Origin of the sequence: Vibrio gigantis, from assembly GCF_024347515.1 — a bacterium.
GTDB classification, from domain to species: Bacteria; Pseudomonadota; Gammaproteobacteria; order Enterobacterales; family Vibrionaceae; genus Vibrio; species Vibrio gigantis.
This window is the reverse complement of record NZ_AP025493.1, coordinates 95,748-119,307: the sequence shown is the minus strand read 5'-3', so window position 1 is coordinate 119,307 and position 23,560 is coordinate 95,748. Positions and strand designations below refer to the sequence as shown.

At 44.2% G+C, this 23,560-nt stretch carries 17 protein-coding genes and 1 pseudogene; 6 read left to right on the top strand and 12 right to left on the bottom strand.

Annotated elements, in window-relative coordinates:
* The first annotated feature begins 61 nt into the window (after positions 1 to 61).
* Both OCV56_RS16670 and OCV56_RS16665 read left to right on the top strand, forming a co-directional pair.
* A complete protein-coding gene (locus OCV56_RS16670) occupies positions 62 to 1,180 on the top strand; it encodes a substrate-binding domain-containing protein (protein WP_086713840.1) in 1,119 nt (372 codons plus the stop codon).
* Positions 1,177 to 3,651, top strand: coding sequence for a putative bifunctional diguanylate cyclase/phosphodiesterase (locus OCV56_RS16665; RefSeq protein ID WP_086713839.1), 2,475 nt, complete (start codon positions 1,177 to 1,179; stop codon positions 3,649 to 3,651). Before OCV56_RS16670 ends, OCV56_RS16665 begins: the two co-directional genes overlap by 4 nt.
* A 99-nt stretch (positions 3,652 to 3,750) precedes the next feature.
* Here the strand turns inward: OCV56_RS16665 and OCV56_RS16660 are convergent.
* The 10 genes and pseudogenes from OCV56_RS16660 to OCV56_RS16615 all read right to left on the bottom strand — a co-directional run.
* Positions 3,751 to 3,904 (bottom strand): annotated as a pseudogene (locus OCV56_RS16660) (lipid kinase YegS); the annotation flags it as partial.
* 14 nt (positions 3,905 to 3,918) lie between these two features.
* The gene (locus tag OCV56_RS16655) at positions 3,919 to 4,824 is read right to left on the bottom strand and encodes a LysR family transcriptional regulator (RefSeq protein ID WP_086713838.1); all 906 of its coding nucleotides are present in this window, start codon (positions 4,822 to 4,824) and stop codon (positions 3,919 to 3,921) included.
* Positions 4,825 to 4,902: 78 nt separating this feature from the next.
* Positions 4,903 to 6,282, bottom strand: coding sequence for a BatD family protein (locus tag OCV56_RS16650; protein ID WP_086713837.1), 1,380 nt, complete (start codon positions 6,280 to 6,282; stop codon positions 4,903 to 4,905).
* Complete coding sequence (locus OCV56_RS16645; protein ID WP_086713836.1) at positions 6,279 to 8,003, bottom strand: vWA domain-containing protein; 1,725 nt, start codon at positions 8,001 to 8,003, stop codon at positions 6,279 to 6,281. Before OCV56_RS16645 ends, OCV56_RS16650 begins: the two co-directional genes overlap by 4 nt.
* Positions 7,996 to 9,075 (bottom strand): vWA domain-containing protein, encoded by a 1,080-nt coding sequence (locus OCV56_RS16640; RefSeq protein WP_086713835.1) that lies wholly within the window; start codon positions 9,073 to 9,075, stop codon positions 7,996 to 7,998. The genes OCV56_RS16645 and OCV56_RS16640 overlap by 8 nt, the downstream gene beginning before the upstream one ends.
* On the bottom strand, positions 9,068 to 9,628 hold the full coding sequence (locus tag OCV56_RS16635; RefSeq protein WP_086713834.1) for a DUF4381 domain-containing protein: 561 nt from the start codon (positions 9,626 to 9,628) through the stop codon (positions 9,068 to 9,070). The genes OCV56_RS16640 and OCV56_RS16635 overlap by 8 nt, the downstream gene beginning before the upstream one ends.
* Positions 9,629 to 10,591, bottom strand: a complete 963-nt coding sequence (locus OCV56_RS16630; protein ID WP_086713833.1) for a DUF58 domain-containing protein — start codon at positions 10,589 to 10,591, stop codon at positions 9,629 to 9,631. It abuts the gene before it with no gap.
* Between the two features lie 12 nt (positions 10,592 to 10,603).
* Positions 10,604 to 11,587, bottom strand: a complete 984-nt coding sequence (locus tag OCV56_RS16625; protein WP_086713832.1) for an AAA family ATPase — start codon at positions 11,585 to 11,587, stop codon at positions 10,604 to 10,606.
* Between the two features lie 129 nt (positions 11,588 to 11,716).
* Positions 11,717 to 14,077, bottom strand: coding sequence for a tetratricopeptide repeat protein (locus OCV56_RS16620; RefSeq protein ID WP_086713831.1), 2,361 nt, complete (start codon positions 14,075 to 14,077; stop codon positions 11,717 to 11,719).
* 208 nt (positions 14,078 to 14,285) lie between these two features.
* Positions 14,286 to 15,833, bottom strand: coding sequence for an arylsulfatase (locus OCV56_RS16615; protein ID WP_086713830.1), 1,548 nt, complete (start codon positions 15,831 to 15,833; stop codon positions 14,286 to 14,288).
* Positions 15,834 to 16,179: 346 nt separating this feature from the next.
* Here OCV56_RS16615 and OCV56_RS16610 point away from each other — a divergent pair, with 346 nt between their 5' ends.
* The 4 genes from OCV56_RS16610 (at position 16,180) to OCV56_RS16595 (ending at position 22,382) form a co-directional block, all read left to right on the top strand.
* Positions 16,180 to 17,742: an arylsulfatase gene (locus OCV56_RS16610; protein WP_086713829.1), complete on the top strand. Its 1,563-nt coding sequence runs from the start codon at positions 16,180 to 16,182 to the stop codon at positions 17,740 to 17,742.
* A gap of 281 nt (positions 17,743 to 18,023) precedes the next feature.
* On the top strand, positions 18,024 to 19,109 hold the full coding sequence (locus OCV56_RS16605) for a cytochrome-c peroxidase (RefSeq protein WP_086713828.1): 1,086 nt from the start codon (positions 18,024 to 18,026) through the stop codon (positions 19,107 to 19,109).
* Entirely contained in the window at positions 19,102 to 21,537 is a 2,436-nt protein-coding gene (locus OCV56_RS16600; protein WP_086713827.1) for an ATP-binding protein, read from the top strand. Before OCV56_RS16605 ends, OCV56_RS16600 begins: the two co-directional genes overlap by 8 nt.
* A gap of 191 nt (positions 21,538 to 21,728) precedes the next feature.
* Positions 21,729 to 22,382 (top strand): DUF2057 family protein, encoded by a 654-nt coding sequence (locus OCV56_RS16595; RefSeq protein WP_086713974.1) that lies wholly within the window; start codon positions 21,729 to 21,731, stop codon positions 22,380 to 22,382.
* Between the two features lie 112 nt (positions 22,383 to 22,494).
* Here OCV56_RS16595 and OCV56_RS16590 read toward each other — a convergent pair whose 3' ends face one another.
* On the bottom strand, positions 22,495 to 22,653 hold the full coding sequence (locus OCV56_RS16590) for a hypothetical protein (protein WP_167373178.1): 159 nt from the start codon (positions 22,651 to 22,653) through the stop codon (positions 22,495 to 22,497).
* Between the two features lie 150 nt (positions 22,654 to 22,803).
* On the bottom strand, positions 22,804 to 23,523 hold the full coding sequence (locus OCV56_RS16585; RefSeq protein WP_086713826.1) for a Crp/Fnr family transcriptional regulator: 720 nt from the start codon (positions 23,521 to 23,523) through the stop codon (positions 22,804 to 22,806).
* Positions 23,524 to 23,560: the final 37 nt, after the last annotated feature.

Sequence of the window (23,560 nt, the reverse complement as noted above, 5' to 3'; positions counted from 1 at the left end):
ATGTTTATTAACAATATTATAAATATAGGGTGATTATAAGTTGAAGCGTTTTATAAGCCATATGAATAAGAGATTAAATTTTGCGAGTTTGTTGCTCGCTGCTACTTGCTACTCTCCGAGTTTTGCGAGTAATCATGACGATGATTTCTTCAAATATGCTGAAGAAAAAGTGATGCGTGCGGTTTCCAACCAAAGCACTTGGGATGGTCCAACACAAGGCCCTGCTGTACGTCATGAAAAAAACGTTATTTTTGTCGCCTCTGATTTACGTAATGGTGGTGTTTACGGGGTGGGTAAAGGCATCTCCGAGGCCATTTCAAACATCAATTGGCATCTAAGGTTCATTGATGGATTGGGCTCTGAAGTACGCCAAGGTGCAGCTATCAGAAAAGCGATCAGCTTTGAACCCGATGCCATTGTTCTTGGCGGTATTGATGCTGTTCGACACAAAACCATTTTGAAGCAAGCGGAAGATCTCGGAATTGTTGTCATTGGTTGGCACGCAACCGAGCTTGTCGGCGGCAATCCTGAAATAGGCTTATACACCAACATTACCACTGATCCTCTCGATGTGGCGGAAGTGGCAGCGCTACTCGCGATTGTAAACTCAAACGGGCGAGCAAAAACCATAGTGTTTACCGACCCGAACTATGAAATAGCGATGATAAAAGCCAACGCGATGGTCAACACCATCAAACGTTGCGGTACATGTGATGTACTTGAGCTGAACTACTTGCCACTCGATAAAATTGCCGAGCAGATGCCAGCAACATTGAAGAAACTTGATAAGAAGTATGACGACAAAATAACTCATATCTTAACCATCAACGACTTGTACATTGATTACGCTATCCCTTCTTTTGAATCTAATCTCGAAGAGCATCGGCGAATACCACAAAATATTTCGGCAGGTGACGGCAGCAAAGCCGCATACAAAAGGATTAATAGCGGTCAATTCCAACTGGCTACTGTACCTGAGCCCTTATATCTACAAGGTTGGCAAATTGTCGACGAGCTCAACCGAGCATTCAACCAGATGCCTCCAAGTGGCTACTCTGCCCCTGTACATCTCGTCACGCCCGATAATGTTGAAGAACTCATCAGCCAGTCAGACAAAGGAATCTACGACCCTAAAAATGGCTACCGTGAAGCATATCTGAAAATTTGGAAGCCACAATGAAACTACCTCAGATAAACATAACTCAACGGCTCATTATTTCGAACCTGGTTTCGCTATTGATTGTTAGCCTTGCCGTCATCATGGTGATCCGCTCACTCTATTACGTCGAGTCGACGCTCAAAACGGAAACCTCAACACACGTATCAGATTTGATTGTTAACTCTGAGATCAGCCGACGCGTATTCACTTTAACCTCTCGCGTTAAGCTGCTGGAGCAGACCTTTTTGTTCAGTGAAACCACACTGTCTGAAGAAGCGTTCAATGTTGACTTCCAACTGCAACGGCTGAGAGATCTCTCGACCAACGAAGGATTCTCGCAGAAGATCGACGCCTTTATCGATAACTTCCATCGTTTCTTAGGCAGTTCGCTAGCATTAAATCGAATCCTCAAGCAGACCAATCAAATCGACGCTGCGTTAGCCGAGCAACTTGATCAACTCGAATTTGCGATAGCTGACAGCAAGCTAAAGCACTTAGACCAACCTAATTTCATCCGTTATAACAATGAATTAGACCTCATCAACATGCTACGAGAGTCATTCCTCACCTCGGGTAAAATGGTCGGTGACATTCACAGCCGTATCACACCAGAAACGGAGAAAGTTCTGCTTATCGAAGTCGAGAAAGAGCTCGACATATTTTTACTCCACTTAGAAAACGTTGATATTGGAACGGCGGCGGTTATCGCAGAGAAGAAACGAATCCACCGCACGGTGAAACGATACAACGCGGCTTTAAAACGCATTCGAGCAAACCTGGAACAGCGTTGGTTGGTGATGGCATCGCTGTTAGTTGCTCAAAGTGACTTGTTGGAGATGGTAGAACAAACGGAATCACGTGTACAAAGCCAAGCCTTAGAATTAACAGACCAACTTGAAAAAGAGATTGGCTTATCAAGACTTAACGCAATTGTTATCAGCTTTTCAGCCTTTGTATTATCGATGTTGCTGGTTAGCCACGTTGTTAGACACCACATTAGAAAACCACTCAATGCGCTTAGACATGGCTTCGACCGTTTAGAATCCGGTAGCCTAAAAAACCCAATCAATTTGGGCAGACGTGACGAATGGTCTCACTTAGAAAAAGCCTATAACGACATGGCCTTAAGGCTATCTGAGGCCTATCTCGATCTCACTGAAGAGAAAAAGAACTTCGACTTCCTCGCGCACCATGACCCATTGACTAATTTAGCCAACCGACTGTTGGCAACCAAGCTGTTGGATGAAGAAATTAGAAAATCCAGTGAAAGCAACGCCTCTTTCTTATTGTTCTATCTCGATATTGATGAATTTAAGACCATTAACGACTCCTTAGGCCATGCGCCCGGAGACAACTTATTAGTCAACGTCTCTGACATCCTGAGTAACTTAGTCGGCGATAAAGGCTTTGTTGCACGAATGGGTGGCGACGAGTTCTTACTTGTGTTTTCCAACGTTGGCCTAGAGGAAGGTGAACCCATCGCCGATCGCTTAAATCAAGCGCTAAGAAAGCCGTATTACATCGATAATAATTCTATCTTCGTCTCAGCGAGTATTGGTGTGTGTGAGTACCCTACTCATGGTTTGGACCGTGAAACCTTAATTCGCAACGCGGATACTGCCATGTATCACGCCAAACGGAATGGTAGAGACCAATACAGAGTTTACGCAGATAAAATGACCCATGAAGTGAACGACTTAATCGAAACCAACATCGGGCTTCATCAAGCGATCGCCAACGACGAGCTTGAAGTCTTCTTCCAACCAAAAGTCGACTTAGACTCACAGGAGATCATCGGTGCCGAAGCTCTTATTCGTTGGAGACATCCCAAGTTAGGATTACTTCCTCCAGTTGATTTTCTTGAAGTTGCTGAGAAAAGTGACCTGATCATCGACATCGATAAATGGGTATTTAAGAAAGTGGCGAGCTTGATCACGGAATGGCAACATTCGGGAATAGACCTACAAGACGTGATTTTCTCAATTAATTTCTCAGCGAGAATGTTCTATATGACAGACCTCGCTGACCAGTTACAAGTGATACTGGATGAAACGGATTGCCAACCTCACCAATTATTGCTTGAGATTACCGAAAGAGACATGATGCGCGATTTTGAAACCTGCTCGAGAACCATTGAGGTGCTCCATTCTAAGGGGTACAAGATTGCTATCGATGATTTTGGTACGGGGTACTCTTCACTGTCGGTATTGAAGAACCTTTCGGCAGATTGCGTAAAGTTAGATCGAAGCTTTATTGAAGACATCAACTCATCAAAGGTCGATTACGAAATTACTTGCGCGGTTCTTAAGCTCGCGCAAATACTCGACTTTTCAGTAATTGCTGAAGGTCTTGAAACCCCGAGCCATGTTAAGACATTGCGTCAGATTGGTTGTAAATATGCTCAAGGCTATTTCTTCGCGCGCCCTCTGCCGATTGATGACTGGTTGTCTTACTTCTTGCTTAACTCCGAGCAGAGTCAAAAAAAGGCATAACGTCAGTTTTTAATACTAATGAGCTTCAATGAAACAACTTCTCAAGTAAGCCAGTGATTGGTTACTCAAGTGCCTTCACTGGTTTTTTACCAACCAAGGGCAGTTTGCCTCGCTCACTAAACGGAACATGTCCGACGATTCCCAGAACACTCTAACTTGTAGAACAATATCATTGTCTCTAGCGGCAAAGATGACTTGCCTTAACTCTGGAGTCTTGGCTTTTTCCATTTAAAATCGCGCGAATACTACCCATTCTCTCTCTTTAGACTAACTTGATATTTCTTTTGCTGCCGCTTTAATCTTGGCTCGTAACCACTTATGGCTTGGTTCATTAGTGCGACTTGGGTGCCAAATCATACACATATCGAGGTCTTCCAACTCAAATGGTAAAGGCAGTGTTTTAACCGCGTACTTTTCAGAAAAACAACGCACTGATGAAATAGGTAACACCCCGATATAATCAGACCCTTCAATAACAGGTAGCATCTCGACAACACCCGCAGCACGATAGACTATTCTACGTTTTTCTAGGTCACTGTAGTGTTCAGAGCTCAATAAGCTTTTACGTGCATGCCAACGAGATACAACCACATGCTCAAGTGCTAAAAACTGTTCCATATCAATCGTATCGCCAATCATAGGGTGGTCTTTGCGGCACACCACCACCAACTCTTCTCGAGAAATCACCTCATGCTTAAGCATGGTTCTTCCTTTTGGCGTCATATCGACAATAACATCGTGTCTTTGGAGCCTTAAATCAGACTCGTAGTCTTCCGTAAATAAAGGATGAACCTCTAGTGCGATACCAGGAGCAACTTGGCTGATTAACTGCATAACTCTTGGCATCATTTCGTAGCTCGCCGCCGAGACGCAGGCAATTGAAAACACGCGGCCTGAAGTTTTAGGGTCGAAGTCTCTTGATGCGGATAAGGTAGAAGTAAAGTTTTTAAGCGCAGCGGCCATTGCAGGATAGATATCAATAGCAAATGTGGTCGGCTCTACGCCAGAAGTGGTTCGGTGAAACAGTGGCTCATCATAGATATCTCTCAACCTTGCAAGCGCTTTACTCACAGCCGGTTGGCTTATATCCATGCGATTAGCAGCTCTTGATAAGTTCTGCTCTTCATAAATAGCGACAAATATAGGAATTAGATTTAGCTCGGTACTTTTCATACAGTTCCATATTAAAGAGGCAGGTTCCCTATAGTAGAGAACCTGCCGATTATGTTCGATGCGAATGACTAAAGTTTGCTACTTAGTTCTATCTTTTAAGTCTGGCAAGGCTTTCGGGATTTTCAAGCGGTCGAAAATTGAACGTGAATTACTCGAGTTTGATGTGTCAGCGGGTAAGTTACGTAAGCCTTTCCATAAACGAGTAAATACGTTTTTGTCTTCGCGCCCTTGTTGAAGGGCTTCGCTATCCTCTAGCCAACGCTTTTGTCCATTCACTTTACCAAGTTGCACTTTATCCAGTTCTAATTGAGAGGTTTCGTTTCGTAATTGACGATAAATAAAGGTTCTTAATTCAGCCCAATTACCTTGCTTAAGTAAACGACGTAATACCAGCCAACTCGGTGTTGGACGGTTTGTGTAATAACGTTTAACAGCAACAACTAACGCAATGCAGACTAACAGAGCCAAACCAGCAGAAATAAACACTGACATGTAAGCCTTGATAAAGGATCGGAGCGTGTGTTTTGCTTCAAACACCTCACCTTTTACGACAACACTTTCAAGACGTTGATTCTTGCTGTTCCACCACTGGAATGAGAAGTCTGGCAAGGTAAATTCGCCACCTTGTTGAATCACATAAACCGTTTCTTCAACTCGGCTAGAACGATAATCACCACGTTCTTGTGTATCGTCTAAACGATTTGGCTGTGGGTAAGCTTGATATTGCTGAGTCGATTCATTGTTTAACACATCTGGCAGTAACACAGACAAGCTGTCTTTGGCTTCGATCGTCACGGTGCGAGTAACCGCATCGCCAACTTTCAAGTTTTCATTCGAACGTTGCCATTGCTGTTCAACATCCACATCTGTTGCAGAAAACCAAGGCGATTCATCACTTAATAAACCTGAAGGTAGTGAGGCTTCAAACTTGATCGGCTGTGTATAAAGCGTACCACCAACGTTTGATCCATCAGGGGCTGACACTTGAACGCGAACAGGTACCGTCGGAATCACGAATTCGCCTGAAGTCATCGGATAAAGCGTCACTTCCCAGCGTTGGCGTGACCATGTTGTGCCACCCACTCGCTCAGTGTAGTTGGTCGCAAGTTGATTTCGCTGCTTGGCAATCACATTTGGGATTTCGATACTACCAATTCGAGTACCACCCGTTAGCCAGCGTGGTGTCGCTACCTCAATGGTCAGAATCACTTGTTCATTAACGCTTATTTTTGCAGGCGTAATCTTATCGCCTGACTTGGGTTTCTCACCTATCCAAGCGATAAGTTCAACATCACCACTTTTTTGTAAATCGAAGATGTCAGCAGCAGAAGCAAATGCAGAAAAAGCAGTGCTAAACAGCAAAACCATCGACACAAGCAAGGTCTTGGTTAAGTTCAACGACTTTGCCCCCCCTACCTTTACTTGAACCAATTCAAGAGCTAAATCATATCGACTCATTGTGTTTGCTCCTGTTTTGGCATCTGTTGCTGTTTTTTCGTCTGCTCAATGGAAGGTACAGGCGCTCGCAGTTGAATTTGGAACTTAGACTTCAAGAAGAACTTAGGATCCGCTTCTACGCGCTTCAACCACTTGTCGGCGAGCTCTTGGCTCCCCAAAATTTCATTGGCATTAAGCGTTTCTTTAAGCATCAATTCCGCGACCGTTTCCTCTTCAGCGCCATCACCCGTTCTCGGTTGATCGTCTTCGAGTTCTAAAGATTCTTCTGGGCCATCTGTCGTTCCAGACTGGCTTTCACTGGTTCGGTTTACCTCTTCGACGATCCCACTAAGCACAACAAGGTTATTTTCCACATCCGCTCTTAATTTTGGAGATAGGTCTGGCTTTTCACTCAGTGTTTTCAACAAGTCTCTCGCGGCAAGGTACTCACGTTGGCGAGCTAGTGCGCTCGCTGCATTATATAAACCAAGGTCAGTTTTGGCTTGTAGGAAGGCACTGTGAGCTAACTTAAAATCACGCGCATAGTAATAAGCAGCGCCCTTTCGCATTGGATCCTTAAAATGCTTAGCTGCTTCAAGGTATTCCTTTTGATTCAATAAGCGTTGTCCTTGTTGATCAGGCGTTAGCCATAAATCCCACCACCATTGGACTGTTTTATCCCAAACCGTCAGGGACTCTTCAACCACTGGCTTGTCAGCGGTTAAACTGACCGTTTTAGCCACAAGGTGCGGAGAATACACACTACCCGTAATCAAAACGCCAACCATACACCATTGAACCAACCACCCTTTTCTAAACCACAGTAGCATGATGATAGCCATTGGGATTAGTAGGCCGTATCCCATGTCTTTCCAAGGCATAGCAGATTCACCATTGAGCTGCATGTTTCTTTCAACAGCCTGATTTAGTTGTCGAATATCCGAGTCGTCAACGGTTACCTCAATCACTCGACCACCTGTCTTATTCGCTAAATTGCGTAACGAATCGAGGTCGACTGGGTTATCGCTCACCACATTGCTATTCCCTGCCGCGAGAATGAGCAGCTGATAAGGGTTGTCGTTAAAGAAGGCTTCGAACGCCCTGATAGTGCTTGGATTTACACCATCTGAGACCAACAACACTGACGAGCCTAATTCACCAGACAATTGTTGATTGATGAGTGGCAGTGCCTCTTCTGCTGACTTACCGGATACTGGCATGATGTCAGGGGTGATGGCTGCCAGAAAAGGTTCGAATACTTTACTGTCTTGGGTCACAGGCATCGCAACGTGAGCACTGCCTGCATACACTACCAAACCAGTATTGCCGCCCTTACGCGCAGCAAGCAAGTCTCTAATTTTCTGTTTAGATCGTTCCAAACGACTCGGAGGTAAATCTTTAGAAAGCATGGATTCACTGTTATCAAGCACAACTAACATTGAGGCTTTGTCTTCACCAAAAGGAGAAGCTTCACGCTGCCATGTTGGGCCTGAGCAGATAATAATGGCGATTGTCACAATCACCATTAAAAGCTTTAGTGGTAACTGTTTGCGCCAACCGGTTTCACCAATGGTCAATGCATCACGCAAATGTGCAGGCAGAATGTCTTTCCACGTTGGTTTGGTCTCTTCTCTCCAGCGAATCCACAACAGGAAAAACATCGGAATAAAAGCCAACAACCACAACGGTCGGATAAAGTGAAACTGAGTTAAGAACTGTTGCAAAATGAGAGAATCAGGCATTGTTCTCTCCTTTCAAACTTTTCACTGAAGAAGCCAAAAGCGATCGACGGCGGATTGTTGCTAAACTAAACGCAGTCAAATACATCACAACAACAATGGCCATCAAGTAATGGTGCAGCCCCTGTTTAGGACGGTAAGTCGTGCTCTCATACAACTGAGGTTCTAATTCACCAATTTGGGTGTAGGCTTTGGTCAGTTCATCGCGGTTAAGCGCTTCAAAGGCTTCGCCTCCAGATTCTTGAGCCACACGCTTGATGGTTTCCATATCCAGAGCAACCTCTCCTACGGTTTGCGGATCGCCCATCGCAATAACATGAATTCGAACGCCTTTAGCCTTCGCAACCTTGGCTGCATCGATAGGTTCTACAAAACTTCCTGTGTCATTGCCATCGGTTAGTACAATCACGACTTTCTCTTTTTCGTTGGCATTAATGCTTGAATCTTGATCGGCAGCGCTTTGCTTTTCACTCTGTTCAAACACCTTAATCGCAAGACCAATGGCATCGCCTAAGTGCGTACTTTGCCCTGCCATCGCCACGTCTGTTTGATTGAGTAGCTCAAGCCACACATCTTGGTCGGCTGTGAATGGCGTCTGCACAAACGCAGCGTCACCGAACAGAATCAAACCTAACCGATCACCTTTTCTGGTTTTCGCAAAATCGGCCAATACCTCTTTGGTTGCGTTCAAACGAGAGAACTTTTCACCTTGCTTAGACATAAAGTCTTGTTCCGCCATTGAGCCAGACAAATCGACCACTACCATCACATCGCGACCTAATTGTTCGCGAACTTGTGGCTGACCTAAGATGGTTGGTTTCGCTAACGCGCACACGACCAATACCCAAGTAATAATCAATGTGGTGCGTTGCCACCAGCTTGGTGTTAACTGGCTGGCACCTTCTGACGGCGCTTCACCTATTGCTTCTACTAGCTCACTGAAAAATGGCACTTTAATGGCCATTTGCTTGGTTCGATAAGCAGGCACTGCAAAGTAGACCAAGAACGGCAGAGGTAACGCGATAAACCACAGCGGGTGCACAAACTCGAAGCTGGCAGATAAACTATCAAACATTATCTTGCCCCTCTGTTGTCGCTTGTACATTCGGTTTTGTTTGTACATCTGGTTTATGAAGTTTTAGCCACATCATCGCAGTTTGAATCACCTCTAAACGCTGTTCAAAGCTCAAACGAACCTTAGGGTCAATTAAGCTCTGCATCCACAGCCCCGAAACTTCATCGGTAAAGAAAGCATTACTGGTTGCACTCTTGCCAGCATTAACAGGCAGATAAGCATTCAAGCGGTTGACATACGCTTGACCAAACAACTTAGCATTGCGGCTATCTAGATAACGAAGCACCACTTTGAGTACCTTGAAGGTGCGTTTGGTTGAGTTTTTGTCCCTAGCATCCAATACCATGAGCTCTTTAAGTGCTTCTTTACGATAGCGATTATTCCACCACCTTAAGCCTACGCGATAAGCCAAATAGAAAGCGGCTAATAACAATGCAACGCCGAGGATCTTCCAACCGATTGTTTGAGGAACCCAGCTCACGCTTCCGGGAATTGCGACATCGTGCAATTCACGAAGGATATAAGTACTTGGAGGCGTATGTTCAACGGTCATTTAGCGCCCTCCTACTAGCTTTTGAAGCTGTGAAATATGAGCACCCGACGTGTCTAATTCGATATAAGGAAGGTTTTTCATCGCCATTAATTTAGCAAGAGATTGTTTTTGAAGTGCCGCTTTTTGAGCAAGGCTCTCGCTCGCAAGGCTAACCTTAGATTGGCTATCCAGATTAAGTTGAAAACGACCATCACCGACTACCCAGTTTGCGCTTGCAAGATCTTGAGGCAGTGACTGTTCCAGAGGATCGGTCACCATAATGGCAAGAATGTCATTGTGTTGCTGTAGCTGCTGGAGTCGATCAAGGTGTTGTTCTTGGCAATCACGCCAATCACTAATAAAGATTAAGGTCGACTGTTTTAACCTCATGCGCTTAATTAACTCGATCCATTGAGTAAACCCGACTCCCTCATTGTCACTCACATTTACACCCAAGCTCTGATTAGCTTTAGCAAGATGTTTGAGTTGGGATAGTAAGTCAGACTGAGAACGTTGCGCTTTAGTGTGAAATAGCTTTTGGTGTGAGGCTAAAACGAAGCCCACTCGGTCGCCATCTTTGAGCACACGCCAACCACACAATGCCGCAACTTCAGCTGCGACGACTGACTTCATAGTGTCTTGAGAGGCAAAGAACATTGAGCTGCGCTGATCGACACAGATCATCACATTACGGTCTTTCTCTTCAGTGTAGCTGCGAACATGAGGCTTACCCGTTCGCATCGTGACTTTCCAATCAAGATTACGAATATCATCACCGAGTTGGTAGTGTCGCAACTCCTCAAAATTCAACCCACGACCACGGAACAAAGAGTTATGCCTGCCCGAAAGCACGCTGCCCGCTTTTAAATGAGGTAATAGGGAAAATGATTCAGCTTGAGCCTGAATTCTCACTAACCGCGAGTAGTCACAATACAACCGTGGATCAAGGCCTTGCGATTTGGGAGCTTGTGTTGGCTTCGCCATGACGCCCCCTAGTTATCCGATCTCAACATTATCAAGCAGTTCTTCAACCACTCTTTGATGGTCAACGCCGTCAGCCAATGCATCGTAAGACAACGAGAATCGGTGCCCCAACACAGTTGGAAGCATTGCACGCACATCGTCCAACGTGACGTGGTCACGTCCTTGTAGCCATGCATAAGCCCGAGCACACTTATCCAAAGCGATAGAAGCACGAGGACTTGAACCAATCTCGATCCATTTTGATAGGTTAGATTCTGGGTAACGTTCTGGCTTACGAGTTGCCATCACCAAGGTAACAATGTAGTTTTCGACTAAATCAGAAACCGCTATTTCAGGAAGTTGACGGCGCGCCTCAAGCACCAATTCAGGTTCAATATGCTGCGGCGTAACTAGTTCTGAACTGGTTTCGCTGCCCAACTCTTCGCTACGTACCAGTCGAATGATGTCGCGCTCAGCTTCATCTTCTGGATAGTCGACCGTTACTTTCATGATGAAACGGTCCATTTGTGCTTCAGGTAATGGATAAGTGCCCTCTTGCTCAACTGGGTTTTGAGTTGCTAGCACCATGAATAGATCTGGCAGGATATGAGTTTGACCACCCACTGTAATCGTGCCTTCCGCCATCGCTTCAAGTAGAGCCGCTTGTACCTTCGCAGGAGCACGGTTCACTTCATCGGCTAAAACAATACTGTTGAAAATAGGACCCGGTTGGAAGTGCAATTGAGGCTTTCCATCAAGCTCTTGATACACTTCTGTACCTGTTACATCTGATGGCAGCAGGTCAGGCGTAAACTGAATTCGACCAAAACTGGTGTTCAGTAGGTTCGCTAGCGATTTCACTGAGCGAGTTTTCGCCGTACCGGGAAGCCCCTCAAGAAGCACATGGCCATTAGTCAATAACCCTATCACCAGAGCCCGAACGACGTGACTCTGACCGATAACACTTTTCTCTGTCTGTTCAATCAGTTGGTTTATTGCTTGTTGCGCATGGTTCATAGGTCTTCCCTTTATTCAATCTGGCTGCGTACATCCTACTCACAAGCCCTATAACTATTGGTTATAAACGCAATAAGTGGTTATAGCGTGATGCGTTACATCCACCTTAGCCAAGCTAACCTCAACGCTTTATTTGAGCCTGGCCTTCAACTGGTTAATTGCCTCCGGCGGTGCCACTTTGCTCAATGAGGTAATACATTGCTCAAATGCCTTTGGCACACCCGGTATATGGCTGTTTCGCGCCAACACTTCACACTGTGCGTACAAATGTTGAGGGTTTCGGCTAAATTGGTAGGCCTTGTGTAATGACTGGCTCGCCGCAAGCACATCCGATTTTTCCAATGCTAAGCCATACACATACCAATATTGCGGGTCGGTTTGTGCCGTTTCTGCCGCTTGTTTTAGATAACGCGTTGCTTGGTCGTAGTCTTTCACTCGCAGCAATGACAGCCCTGCACTGTATGGCAATACACTCGATTTTGGCTGAGCTTGAATGCCTTGCTTCAAGGTCGCTAGTGCTTTAGGTTCATCACCCAAAGTCCGATACAGATCAGCCAAGTTGGCGTAGCTGTTCTCGAAATATGGCTCGATTTCGATAGCGCCTAAATAGTACTCAATGGCTTGTTCATGCTTCCCTAAATCTCGGTAAACATTCCCCAGATTGGTTCTTCCAAAACCTCTGTCACCATTAAATCGCTGTATCTCAATGTACTCTTCCAATGCAGGCTTGATTTGATCTTTCTGCAGCGGATTCATTTCTCCCCAATAACGGACTAACGCGCCAGCTGTTTCTGAACGAATCGACAATACAGGGTCTTTCAATAGTGGCTCTAGAATCTGCCAACGGTCGGTAAACGGGAAACCAGATGAGCCTTGTACAACACCTAGACGGATCATCTCATCGTCGTGTTTCACTGCCCTTGCTAATGAAATAAGAGTGTTCTTGCCAGTGTTGCCACCTAAACGTTCTAGGCTTGATGCTCGAATAATATTACTTAAGCTAGAATCCTGAGCCGAATACGCCAGTGCATCTTCCGCACCTCTGTGCCCTATTGAGTCCGCGTAAAAAGCCACAGCGAAATGCTGTTGATTTCGATATTTAGAATCAGGGAACCATTGACCGATTTGTTTATCGGCCCACTGATCTGTTTGATCTTCGTGGCAACTTGTACACACGTTCGGCGTTTTAATGTGTTGGCTGATATCAGGTCGTGGGATGTGCCAACTGTGGTCACGCCTTGGGTCGACCTCCATGTAAGTCGTTTCTGGCATGTGGCAAGTCGTACATTGTGAAGCTTCGGTATTCGCTTCGTGGAATGTGTGCTTTTCTGGTGTGTATTCAGAGGCAATATGGCACTGGTTACACACGGCTTCCTCTGCAATTTTTAGTTCTGCAGTATGGGGATCGTGGCAGTTAGTACACGTGACGCCTTTCTCAGCCATCACGGATTGTAAGAAAGAACCGTAAACGTAATCCTCATCGTAGATTTGACCATCGTTATGGTAGAGCTCAGGGGTAATCAGGCTTAGACGATATTTATCAAAGAATGAACCGCTAACGTGGTCACCTGTTTCATTCAACTGAGTGCGTCGGCTGTGGCACTGAGCACAGGTTTGAACTTGATTGGTATGGATTATGTCTTTTGGTTGAAGGGTTGAGTTGCCCTCTTGGTAAATCCACTCTTTCACAGACTTCGACAAGTCACGATCAAAACCGTAATGCGTCGATACTGGAGCATCTTTTTCACCGTCCACTTTCGCTATCTTGTTATTTGCTAGTTGGGCTTGCTCAACGTGCTCACTCGCAGGGCCATGACAAGCCTCACAACCGACATTAATCTCAGACCATGTGGTGTTGTAAGTATTACTTGCGCTGTCATAGTTCTTTTCTAGGTTCGTTGAATGGCAGTCTGCACACATGAAATTCCAATTCTGGCCACTGTTGGTCCAGTAAAACTCATCTGTGTTGATGGTATCAGGATAAAGGTGAAACCAACGTTGGCCGCCTTCACCCTCATTGCGAGAATCCCAAGCGAAAGGAATCAACTGTACGCGGCCGTCTTCAAACTCAACCATGTATTGCTGTAGTGGCTCAAAGGCAAAGGTATAACTGATTTTGTAATCTTTGAATTGCCCGTCTGGTCCTTCGATATTGACCCAAAACTCATCACCCTTACGAAAAAAACGGTTGGGCTTACCGTCATGAGTGACCGTTTGATCGTTGAAATCACCCAATACCGATTCATCAGAGGCGTGCTTCATCGCCATATCATGATGAGAACCTTGCCACGCTTCCACTTCTTCGCTGTGGCAGTCAATACAAGCTTCAGAGCCGACATATGTAGCTTGGGAGCTAGCTGGCGACACCTGTTCATTGGCATACACATTGAAACTGAACAGCGACAACATAGGTAGAGACAACATTGCGGATAATACTGCAACTCGTTGGTGTTTCAATCCGTTCACTAACGAGCACAACCATGCAGACATAACATTCCTTGTTTTTATACATCCTTATGCTTAATAAGGTAGACGTAAAAACAATGAATTTACAATTATTTAGTGGCTGTGAACACGATAGTTGTGATTCATATTCACGACAAGTATTTGGTCATCGATATGCGCATAAAAAAAGAGCTCCTAGGAGCTCTTTCGTGTTACCAGTTTCATCAAACTATCAGTTTCAATAAACCAAAGCTTACTTGTTGTGGTTCTCTTGAAGTTTTTCCATAACCTGATCCAAGCTAAAGCTTGCTGCTTTTTGACGTGGTGGATATTCAGCAAACGTTTCTAAGAATTTGCCAACGTACGCTTGAGCAGGAACAAACATATAAGCATGGTCTAACAACCAGTCGTAGTATGTGTTTGATGTAATATCTGCGTTTTCGTATGGGTCCATACGCAGGTTAAACAACTTAGGAAGACGTAACGTCACAAACGGTTCTGACCAAATCTGCATGGTGCCCGTTGCACGTTGCTCCATGAACACCGCCTTCCATTGGTTGTAACGAAGCGCCGCTAAATCACCATCATCGGTAAAGTAGAAGACCTCATGACGACGACCTTTTTCTTCTTCACCGGTTAAGTAAGGAAGGAAGTTGTAACCATCTAGGTGAACCTTAAATGTTTTATCACCCGCTGTATGACCTTTCAGCAATTTATCTTTGATTTGATCATCACCAGCGGCAGCAACGAAGGTTGGCATCCAATCCATATGGTGCATAATTTCATTAGAGATACTGCCCGGCTCAATCTTACCTGGCCAACGAACCATTGCTGGTACGCGGTAAGCGCCTTCCCAGTTGGTGTTTTTCTCACCACGGAATGGCGTTGTACCCGCATCTGGCCAAGAGTTCATGTGTGGACCATTATCCGTAGAATAGAAAACGATCGTATTGTCTTTGATGCCTAAATCATCCACTTGTTTTAATAGCTGGCCAACATGTCTATCGTGCTCAACCATACCATCGGCATAGTTACTAATGCCGGTGACACCTTTACTGTCTGGCTGAACATGAGTTCTAAAGTGCATGCGTGTTGCGTTCCACCAAACGAAGAATGGCTTGTCTGCTTTCACTGCACGATCCATAAAATCAAGTGCGGCATCGAGCGTTTCTTCATCAACCGTTTCCATACGCTTACGCGTTAAAGGACCGGTATCTTCAATCTTGCCATCAGCGAATGATTTAATAACACCACGCGGGCCGAATTTCTTACGAAACTCAGGATCCGTCGGGTAGTCTTCATTCTCTGGTTCTTCCTCAGCATTCAGGTGGTAAAGGTTGCCAAAAAATTCGTCAAACCCGTGTGCTGTTGGTAGAAATTCGTCTTTGTCGCCAAGGTGGTTTTTGCCAAATTGGCCAGTCATGTAGCCCATTGGCTTTAGAAGTTCTGCAATGGTTGCATCTTCTGCTTGAAGCCCAATGTCTGCTCCCGGTAGTCCTACTTTACTCAAACCTGTTCTCAATACACTTTGACCCGTAATGAAGGTAGAGCGGCCTGCGGTACACGATTGCTCTGCATAGTAATCGGTGAACATCATGCCTTCTTTGGCGATGCTATCAATATTTGGAGTTTGGTACCCCATTAAGCCAAAGGTGTATGCACTGACATTAGATTGACCAATGTCATCACCCCAAATGACGAGAATGTTCGGTTTTTCTGCTGCGAATGTGGTGGTGGAAGCCGCCATCATCGCTGTGCCCAAAATCGCTAATCGACGTTTGACGCCATATTTCGCTGTCATAGAAACCTCTTCGTTAGTTATTTGCATCCTGCCATACAACGTATAGTTCATTTTTTGCACTATCGCGAGATTCACTAAACTATTAATCTTTTTGTCATTTTTCCAATAAGCAGCACGCTCAACTCAACGATAAAATTTACGCGAATAAACTTGATAATGATCACACATAAAACTTAAGGGTAAATTCTAATTCTGAATTAAAAACATCTAAAATCAGCAAGTTGTACCCCCTCCATAACAATTGGTTATAACCACTATAAAAAGACACAACCGATTTTTGAGATTAATGTTTGCCCAACGATGTGTTGTTCTAACGCATTAATCTTTAAAGTAAATCGGAGTCCTTATGGGTACTAAAATTAATAAACTAGCATTAGGTGTTGGCTTATTAGCAGCTTCTTCAGCAGCAACAGCGGCAGAAAAACCAAACATTCTTGCTATCTGGGGTGATGACATTGGTGTATTCAACATCAGTGCATACAACAACGGTATGATGGGTTACGAAACACCTAACATCGACCGTATTGCTAACGAAGGCGCACTATTTACTGACCACTACGGTCAACAATCGTGTACAGCTGGTCGTGCTGCATTCCTAACAGGTCAAGAACCTTTCCGTACTGGTCTATTGACTATCGGTATGCCGGGTTCTGACCACGGTATCCCTGATTGGGCTCCAACGATCGCAGACCTTCTTAAAGAACAAGGCTACATGACCGCTCAGTTCGGTAAGAACCACATGGGCGACCAAGACAAGCACCTTCCAACGAACCACGGTTTTGACCAGTTCTTCGGTAACCTTTACCACTTGAACGCAGAAGAAGAGCCTGAGACATACTACTACCCTAAAGACCCTGAGTTCCGTAAGAACTTTGGCCCTCGCGGTGTAATCAAGTCGACTTCTGACGGCAAGATTGAAGATACTGGCCCTATGACGCGTAAGCGTATGGAGCACGCGGATGAAGAGTTCCTAGAAGAATCTCTAGCCTTCATGGAAAAAGCGGTTAAAGCTGACAAGCCATTCTTCATCTGGCACAACACCACTCGTATGCACGTGTGGACTCGTCTACAAGAAAAATACCAAGGTAAATCTGGTATCAGCATCTACGCTGACGGCATGTTAGAGCACGATGACCAAGTTGGTGTGCTGCTAGATAAGCTTGATGAGCTGAAAATTGCAGACAACACCATCGTAATCTACTCAACGGATAACGGTGCAGAAACAGTATCTTGGCCTGATGGCGGTGCAACTTACTTCCACGGTGAGAAAGGTACAACTTACGAAGGTGGTATGCGTGTTCCTCAGCTAGTTCGCTGGCCTGGTACGATTAAACCGGGAACTAAGATCAACGACATCATGGGCCACCAAGACTGGATCCCTACACTGCTAGCAGCGGCTGGTGATGACAAAGTCGTTGAGAAACTAGCGTCTGAGAAAGGTGCAACGTACAACGGTAAAAACTGGCGTGTACACCTAGACGGTTACAACTTCCTACCTTACTTCCAAGGTAAAGAAGAGAAAGGCCCTCGTGACAGCATGCTTTACTTCTCTGCGAATGCTGAGCTAAACGCTGTACGTTGGAATGACTTTAAGATCTCATTCGCTGTAATGGACGGTAACATCGTTGATGCGGTACGTTTCCAACCAAACTGGCCTCAAGTTGTTCACCTACGTGCTGACCCATTCGAAAAAGCACCACACGAATCTGGCATGTACCTACGTTGGATGGCAGACAACATGTGGCTATTCGTACCAGTTGGCGGCAAAGTACAAGAGTTCATGAACACGCTACCTGACTACCCAATGCAGCAAAGCCAAGTGTTGAACCCTGGTAACTTCAACCAGAATGCTTACATGCTTCAAGGTAAACTTAAGCAACTCGAAGCGGCAGCAGCGCAAGCTAAATAAATCGCTTTAAGTACAACCGAGTAAGCTAAATTCAAAGCCGTGTCAGCCTCTTTACGCTGTCACGGTTTTCTCTTTTCTGACAGAAAACCCCTATAAGCCTCTGAATTTCTATAGCTCTTCCACACCTCTTTTCCCTTCATTTCTATACGACCTCCTTGCAACAAGTAAAATATGAAACTAGATTTACATCAAAGACGTAATTTTTACATGGATTAAACAAGATCAAATTCAGACGGATTCTGAATCATGTTAAGGGGCTAAAATTAGATGGAACTAGTACTATGAGAACACCCTATTTGGCTGCGATAGTGATCACTGTTATTTCTATTTCTGTCATCGCCGTAATTTACAGCTCATCTCCGCCAACAACCACAACTCCGATTGAAATTACTTCGAATCAACATTCCCATAATGATTCACCTAAAGCATCCTCGTCGTCTACTCAAGCGTCACAAATTAATAGCTACAGTGTCTCCTCCAATCAGCCTATCTTTGCGATCCCAAACGAAGCCGATATTGACGTAAACTTAGCCAAAATTGGTTGGGCGCTATTTAAAGATCCGAACCTTTCTTCGAATAAACAAATCAGCTGTGAGACATGCCATAGCCTGCACTCGAATGGCGCAGAAAGCATCCCAGTTTCTATTGGAGTGAACGGCGCTGGAATGCGCAATTCGCTGACCGTTTTCAATGCTATTTTCAATTACCGATTTTTTTGGGATGGACGAGTCAACAACCTTTCCGATCAAATAGATGGACCCGTTCACAACGTCCTTGAAATGGACTCAAACTGGGATCTAATAACAAATTATGTATCGCAGTCCAACCACTACACAAACCTATTCAAAAAATTCGATTTACCTATTACCACCCATTCTATTAAGTCGTCTTTGATCGAATTTATGCATGGCCTTACCACGCCCAATTCCCCTTTTGACCAATATTTGCAAGGTGATAGTGCAGCTCTTTCCGATTCAGCATTGCGTGGATGGGAAACATTCCAAAAAGAAGGCTGCATCCGTTGTCATCAAGGAACCAATATTGGTGGGGGAATGGTCATGAGATTTGGTTACTTTGGAATTGGTAAGACCGGTAGTGAACGTAGTGATGATCTAGGGAGATATATGTTTACCTCTTCGCCCCAAGACAAGCATTTGTTTCGTGTAGCGAGCTTAAGAAACGTCGCTATCACAGCTCCCTACTTTCATGATGGACGTACAGACACATTAGAAGAAGCCATTAAAATCATGGGCGAGAGTCAACTGGGTAAAACATTTAAAAGGGAAACGATTAACGATATTAAGGCTTTTTTAGAATCACTGACAGGCGACCGTCCGCAAATGCTTCTGGAGTTTGAAAATGAATAAAATCAAACTGACATTTTTAGCCTTTACGTTATCGTTTATCGCACTCATAAGCTTCACTGTTCTGTCTTATATTGAACATGAACGCGTGGCATCTTATGGGAAGTTAGCCCGTGAATTGGGGCATGAAGTGTTAAACATGAGGGATCAAATAACGAATAGCGCAATCACTGGTATTTCGAACCCTTATCAACTCTCAGCCAATTTAGTGCATCTAGAAAAAGAGCTTCAAAAACTGAGGAGTAGTTATCAGGAGAAAAGCATACATTCCCCATGGTTCAACAAATTACCTACACGACAGATACTAGAGCGATTTTATGACTCTTCTATGACCAATATTGATACTTTAGATCACTTGGTTGGCCAAAGTGTGGCACGCCAATTCATCCTTCAATCACTCACACAAAAATTGACGGATAACAACACTTCCAAATCAATGTTTAAAGTTCAGAGCGAACTGCTCGCTAATGTTTTGCAAACAGAGCCTTCCCTTGCTAATCAAGAAGAAAACGCAAAACATGAAGGCTCTACAAGCCCAACGAACGCAATAGGTCGCTTAAATAGCCACCCAGATTTTATTCAACTCATAGAAACCTTTACAGACCTAAACATCCAACAACAGTTGTTACTGTCCAATATTTTATCCGATAACAGTATGCAATATGTCGAGGAAGCTGAACACGGATTTACCGATCTACAAAACTCATTAAAAAGCCTAATCATAAAACTGATTTTTGCGCTTACAGCCTTTATCTTCACCTTCTCTTTTGCCATGTTCATAATGAGAATTTTTGAGTTAAAACGTAATACTCTTGCTTACCAAGAAGCCGCTAGCACCGCACAGCATGCTAACGAAGCGAAATCTCTTTTTCTCGCAACAATGAGCCATGAATTAAGAACACCTATGAATGGGGTTTTGGGTCTTGCACAAATAATCAAAAGCGACTCTCAAGAATCCGAGACTCGCAAACAAGCTCAGGTAATCATCGATTCAGGGCAACACTTAGTCACCATTCTTGATGACATCTTAGATTTTTCTAAAGTTGAGCAAGGCAAGCTAGAGCTTGAGTTCGCCCCTTTCTCGGTTTGCGATGTCGTGACACACCTAGATAAGACACTCACTCCACTCGCTGAAAATAAGGGCTTGTCACTAATCATCAATGACAATATCCCTTCAAACATCCAGTTAATTGGCGATTCTGCACGTACCCGCCAGATCCTATTTAATTTGGCAGGTAATGCGGTCAAATTTACGGAGTCAGGCAAAGTCGAAATCCAGTTTGATCTATCCAACACGACCCCGCCTACCGTCAATATCCGAGTGTCAGATACAGGGATAGGCATCGACGAAAGTAAAATAGACCATATATTTACGGCATTTGAACAGGCAGAGCTGTCAACAACGCGTAAATTTGGAGGGACTGGCCTGGGGCTTTCGATCGTTAAGCAACTGGTTAAACTGATGGGGGGCGATATTAACGTTTCTAGCCAGTTGAACGTTGGAACTCATTTCAACATCACTTTGCCTTTAAAACTTCAAAAGCTTGCACCGCAAATAACCAAAGTAACAGAGCCAGAAAATACGACCATTCACGATAACTTCTCTGTATTGCTTGTTGAAGATAACAAGGTCAACGCAATGGTGATAAAGAAGTTTTGCGAGTCTCTCAACTTGACTGTAGATAACGCTTTTGACGGGTTACAAGCTCTCGACAAACTGTCTGAAAATCAATATGACCTCATCATTATGGACAACCATATGCCGAACATGAGTGGTATCGAAGCAATACGGAAAATCCGAAATGAACTCAAACTTTCGACGGTTATTTTTGCTTGCACCGCTGATGTCTTTAAAGAAGCTCATGATGACTTCTTGAGTTCAGGCGCAAATTTCGTGTTAACCAAGCCACTACAAAAAAACAGCCTTAAGAATGCAATTATAGAGTTCCATAAGCAGTTTGAAGTCAATAGAACACACTTAGACATAGACGGCACAAACATGGGTAAAACACAAAACGAAGGCAACGTCACAATACTTACCCGATGCCCAAAAAATCAGTTACCAATGACCGAAGAAGAACTAACACGAAACCCGTTACTTGTTGACCAGAACCTAGACCTCGATGAAAAGCTCGATTATCTAGAGTCCATTGTTTCTGACTTAGAGCACCAAATTGATGCCCTAATTGACATGTTTTCCAACTCTCAAACCGACGAACTCAACCATACTTTGCTGGCAGTTAAAGGCGTTGCTGCCGAGCTTCAAATGAATGAGGTTCTTGAACTTGCAAGCTCAGCAGAAATCACAACACGTAACAACACCTTGCCCGAAGCAGAGCTATTACAACAACTTATTAATAGGCTTATGGTCAACAGCCATCAAGCAACTCGCCTTATACATAAACTCAACCAACAACGTAAAACAGGATAAAGCACAACTGTTGGGCGGTTGTTTATTGTTCAAACCGACCAATAGATGTGTGTAGGCCGCAAAGCCAAAAGGCTTAGAGTTAAGTTTTGCGTTAAGTTTCGGTGAATTTTTTCAATTCGAGACGAGCTAGCTTGAAATACTTTGTTCTGCATGAGATTGTAATTTAACTTCCCATAAACAACTGTATGATTATGAAAACATTACAATCCATTGCACTGCTTTCCACAATTATCGTAGCACCGCACGTGCTAGCTGACGTGACAATTGAAGTTCCCTCTAGCGTCGATATCTTAGCGGTTAATGAAGCGAAACCTGACCTAGACGGCAGCTTATTTTCTTCTCATAAAACGCTAACCGTTCCAGATGGTCAAAACCAGATCGTATTCCAATACCAACTTGCTTTTGATAAAGGTAACGACCGAGAATTTGTCGACAGTGACGCTATTATTGCAACCTTTAGTGCAACTGATACCGCATTGACGTTCGATATGCCAAAGTTCCGCAATACCGCTGACGCGAAAAAAGGCCTTGATAACCTAGATTGGAAATTGGTTGATGAAAACCAAGAAGCAATCAGTGTTAAACAAGACAAGCTTGTAAAAGACGGTATGCAGATTGGTCGCAAATTCCCTCAAGAAGCAAAAGAGTACAACAAGAAAGGCGGCGTTGCTGCGCTAACTATGGCTACAGCAGCAGGCGCTACAGCGGCAGTTGTTCAACCGGTAACGCTACCAGCTAAAATTGATGGTAATGCTGCTAACACGGCCGAAGAGATGCTTTACTTCTGGTACGACAAAGCAGATGCTGAAACTAAGCAAAAATTCAAAGAGTTCGTGAACAAATAGTCCGTATTTGTTGACCGCCTTAATAAAAAAGCTGGCATCCAATGGCCAGCTTTTTTGTATCAGCTTCAGTGAAGCTACCTTTCCGTATTCACCTTGTTGGCGTACGTTTGCACTAAGCACTCTCAGCAGAAAACACTTCTCCGTCGATTTTGGTTGGCCAGCCCATCAACTCATATTCAGCAGCAAGTAAGTATGCGCAGCGGCTTGATATTCTCGTTTTGATCCACTCACCTATTCCACATACTTTGTATTCCAATACGGCCATTTTCATAACAACACCATTTACTCAAAATTGAATTTATAAATATTGAGTAGAAGTTATCGATCCAAAGACCTTATGTATGTTCCCAAAAGAACACAAGCCTGCAGTTTACCTATAAAGTTGTAGGCTTTTTTTCAATCACTTAGCGCAGAGCATACGCTACTGGGGTTTTATCTCCGCAACTGGATCACGCATCATTAGATTCATTGGCGAAATGCGTTCGTACAGCCCTTCAACATCTGAAATAAATACTTTACCCCTTTGAATCTTGACTAAACCGTCCTGTTCTATCCCTTTCAACACTTCATTCAACCGTGAGCGAGAAATACCGGTAATCGTACTCAACTGAGTCTGTGACACGTTAACACTCACGGTTGCTCCTGCTATGTTATTTTGACGAGCAGCGAGCTCTAAAAGTACATAAATCGTTTTTTGTTCCTTCTCATGAATAGACGATAAGAAAGCTTGCATCCAAATAGATTGGGCTTTTGCGCCACTGTGAAGTAACCACTTAAATACCAAGCACTTTTTTTCAGCGAGTTCTAACACCTTATCAGAAGGGAACAGTACCATTGTGATAGGCTCTACCTCTTCAGCTATGGCAAACAGGTTATAGTCGACATGAACCGACAGCGCACCGATCCAGTCACCTTTACCCACTACACCACCTGACAGGCTTTTCAAATTCTCAGTTGAAAAACAGATACCAGCCGAGCCGGTAAGAATATAAAAAACACCCGGTAGGTTTTGAAACCTCTGCGTAATCTCTAAGCTATTAATGCCCGTTTTAAAGACAGCAATTTCGAGTAGGCTGTCTATAAAGTTTTGTGGCAATTCACATGGCCACTGTATTTGTTTAGCGATTGTTGGGTCTAACAACAGTTATACGCTCCTTCTCAAAATCCAGCACGAGATG